A 684-nucleotide genomic window follows, 5' to 3' on the forward strand; every position below is an offset into this window, starting at 1 on the left:
GGACGGGACCGGCCAGACCGATACGGCCTGCAACGGACCGCTCGCGGTGGCCTGCCTCGGCGGCGCGAACGCGTTCTGACGCCGCGGCGCGGACGGGCGGAACCCCCGCGGAAGCGCTGCCGTTGCTTCAGGTCCGGCACCTCGGCCGGGATGGGAGGCGACGATGCAAGAGGTCAGGAGAGCCGTTATGCGGGGCCGCGTTTCGTGTGCGGCCATTCTCGTCGTGGGGCTGTCGAGCGCGGCGCTAGCACGCGATGCCGCGTCCGCGACCCCGGGTGCCAAGGGCCGGATCGGCGCCCTCCACGGCATCGGGTTCAACCCTCCTAAATTCGGCTCCGATATCCGTACCTCTAAAGACCAGCCCTATACGTGGCCGGTGAGTGACCGATATCATCCGGTCTCCAAGCCGTTCTACGGCCGGGCTTACTGAGATTCACCCGACCGGCGCGCCCTGGCGTGCCGGTCATCGTCCTGCGGGAGAAGCGGAGAGAGCGTCATGCCGGTGCGGTCTCGGCTGATCCTGATCGCCCTGGTCTGCGCGCCCGTCGCCGCGCGGGCGGGCGAATTCGCGCCGACGGCGCCCGCGCAGGGGATGATGATGCCCCTTCCGGATCCCGGCATGGCGAACAGCGCGCCGAGCCAGGCTCCACCGGCCGATGCGGGCACCCCGGCGCCGGCGCAACC

Annotated in this window: 1 pseudogene; it reads left to right on the plus strand. The window is 70.9% G+C overall.

Features of this window, described 5'->3' with window-relative positions:
* Nucleotides 1-496: 496 nt before the first annotated feature.
* Nucleotides 497-684 (plus strand): annotated as a pseudogene (locus FV228_RS31725) (hypothetical protein); the annotation flags it as partial.

The sequence above is a fragment of the Methylobacterium sp. WL18 genome, from assembly GCF_008040015.1.
Taxonomy (GTDB): domain Bacteria; phylum Pseudomonadota; class Alphaproteobacteria; order Rhizobiales; family Beijerinckiaceae; genus Methylobacterium; species Methylobacterium mesophilicum.